This window comes from Gammaproteobacteria bacterium (assembly GCA_013697705.1).
Classification (GTDB): domain Bacteria; phylum Pseudomonadota; class Gammaproteobacteria; order UBA6002; family UBA6002; genus UBA6002.
This window is the reverse complement of record JACCWJ010000043.1, coordinates 1-2,821: the sequence shown is the minus strand read 5'-3', so window position 1 is coordinate 2,821 and position 2,821 is coordinate 1. Positions and strand designations below refer to the sequence as shown.

Here is a 2,821-nt window from a genome sequence, read left to right as displayed (position 1 = left end):
GGTAGACGTAAAAGTACAGTGGTATTTGTAGGATGATCGTGGGAGTTGGTAGTAATACGAGGAAGAAACTAATCGTCTATTCTGAGCGTTCGAGATCGATCTGGGTTGCATTGAAGAGAAATCCTTTGTGGAACACAATAGAACACGAGTAGTTCCTCGCTATCTAGATGAGATCGTGGCCTGATTACTATGAGGTGAACATCCAACCGAGGAGAACAGTGATGTTTAGCTGCCCGGATCGGGGGGTTTCGCCCGCTTCGATCGGGGGGTTTTTTTGAAGCCCACACTTGCATTTATTTCATTATATAATCAGTTATCAAGGCAGTTATATAATCAGATAGTGAGGTCTCATCATCCTTCCCACTCTTCTCATACTTTCCATCATTAAAAAGAGCCCAACTGTTGAGTAAAATGATTTCGATCATTGAGGAGAAGAATTTCTTTTCAATTGCTACCGCGCGTGGTTCATAGGCAATACTTGAACGGAGTCGGTTGTATCTATCTACAGTGTTGAAGGTATCACTATAGTGCTTCGTAATAGTAGGTTTTGTATCAGCTCTTGTTGTTCCAGGCTCTTGTATAAACGATTGAATCTTGAGTTGTGTTTTCTTCTTTTCATTACCTCCGCTGTCAAATCGGGCCAATCTCTTCGCCAATTTGGCCTTAACCCCACCTAATATGAAGATAAATAGGGTTAATAGTATCCCTTGAGTGTACCTATACACTTACTCTGTCCCATATCCCTTTGGATACAGAGTGCTTGCATCTCTTTCTTTTTCATACCCAAATATTTTTTGATTGCTATTTGCAGTGGATCTGGAGCAGTAGATGGGTCGCTATTTGCATCAGTAGTATCAACAGCCATAGTACTAGCGATGGGTGGAGTATTATTCGGATTGGATGATACAGAAGGAGGTACTCGACCACCAATTCGGAACGCGATTTCTTTCCGCGATCCACCTATAAAAATATATCAGCTCATTGTGATGCTATGAATGATTCTATAGATGAATGATATGGTACTTACTTGAGGGCTTTCCTAATCTCTTGGCTAGTGCCTGTAAATCTGCACACGAGAGCTGCTCAAGGATTTGAATTCCATTGATTGACAATGATGGTAAGATATTACTTGTAACATATCCCCGATATTGTCCTTCAAGGAGGTGTTGTTTTGTTGAAACAAAGGCAGTAGATGCGGTAATAACAAGCGCGTTATCGAGCCATAGTGTAACTATAACATCCCCCTTCTTGAAGATCCGATATTCTTGGTATTTGAGTTGATATCCCAAGAGAGGTAGGAGATGAGAAATTGCGGTATCATTTGTTCTTATAGCAAGAGTTGTCGGATAGTTTTGGTTCGCTAATAACCAGTAGATTCCTCCAAAATAGCTATCCCCAGAGAGAGTGAATTGTAGAGGATCCTTCCATCGTAGAACCAAATTATCTAGTACCTCTGTTGAGGTGAGATTTGGTACCTGAATATCAAGAAGTAGATAATAGTAGAATGGCCGATTTGTACGAGTGAGGGGAAAGCAATGCCCATACACACGGAGGCCAGTATCGGTAGGCTTACGTGGCATAACAATTTGGTAAGCAGTATCCCCTTCATATCGTAGCATTGACTCGTCTACTACTGAATGTTGGCCGATCGTAACAGATTCCGATGCTTGTTTATTGAATATCTCTACTAATACTTTGGGGTTAAATGCTAGAAACTGGTTTACAGTATCGTAGCGGCTCTTGGACATTGGTATAGATTGATTATTCTTCCAGTAGTGTTGTAGTGTTGGATATTTATGATAACATATTACTATTATTATCATAATATAATCGTAGATATCCTTCTCAATAATCTCCAATTTTGGGCCACGGGTGTTGGAATGAGTTAGGGCAATATTACTGTTGGTTGCTGTGAGTAGGTGTTCTATAAATTCTCCTTTTATAAATAGTTCGAACGTTGCAGTTGGTTTTTCGTTTCGGTTGCTCTTTAAAAGAGATTGAGTAATATATGGATCGTAGTTATGCTTTAATTCGATAGAATCGGAGGTAATACACTCCCATCCCTCCTCTATAGCAAGATCCACCATCTCTGATAAACTATAAGGCTGATCAGTAATGATTACTTTTGATCAATACATACATAATTTCATTAGTTGAGGCTTTTGGTGATTCTCTCCTTTCCAGATCAAGTTCAGCGGCCCTTTTTCGTATGGCCTGCTGCTCTAAAAGGGCTCTATTTGCTGCTATCAAAGTTTCTTTTGTTGCATGATCCATAGTGAAAGTGAACTCGAGTTGCTATCCGAAAAAAACCCCCCGATCGAAGCGGGCGAAACCCCCCGATCCGGGCAGATATTCAGCATCAAACCCCAGCCCTTTTATTTCGCGAATCCGATGTCAATTACAAAGAATACGCCTCGTCAACCTGGCGAGTGTTCTTTTCCTTGCTATTCGTTCAACAACGTCCAGGAACCGTTCGTTCGCTGGGAAACGTTGTCGTTGCTCTGCAATTTGATTGATCAATTGCCAGGAATGCCATCAATTAAGCGCCATTTAGCACGTGGAGCAATTCCGTACTTCATTGACGGGCTGTCAAAAAGCGGCTTTCAAACACAAATACGCAGAGCAATCTTCATCTTATTCCTTCATCAACATCAACCAAACCAACCTTTCAACATGTTGTTCAGAGCAATCCTCCTCGCTGCCCTTTTGGCTTTGGCTTCTTGCCACATGAAATTGACCAGCCCAACTGCTGCTCAAGGAAACAGAGATCTCCCTCCTCTTCCCGATGGAGGTGGTAACCTTACCCCTTGTGCCACTGCTG

At 41.6% G+C, this 2,821-nt stretch carries 2 protein-coding genes; both read right to left on the bottom strand.

Annotation, left to right across the window (positions count from 1 at the left end; all coding sequences use genetic code 11):
- Positions 1–293: 293 nt before the first annotated feature.
- The gene (locus tag H0U71_08330) at positions 294–725 is read right to left on the bottom strand and encodes a hypothetical protein (GenBank protein MBA2655052.1); all 432 of its coding nucleotides are present in this window, start codon (positions 723–725) and stop codon (positions 294–296) included.
- Between the two features lie 276 nt (positions 726–1,001).
- Entirely contained in the window at positions 1,002–2,087 is a 1,086-nt protein-coding gene (locus H0U71_08325) for a hypothetical protein (GenBank protein ID MBA2655051.1), read from the bottom strand.
- Positions 2,088–2,821: the final 734 nt, after the last annotated feature.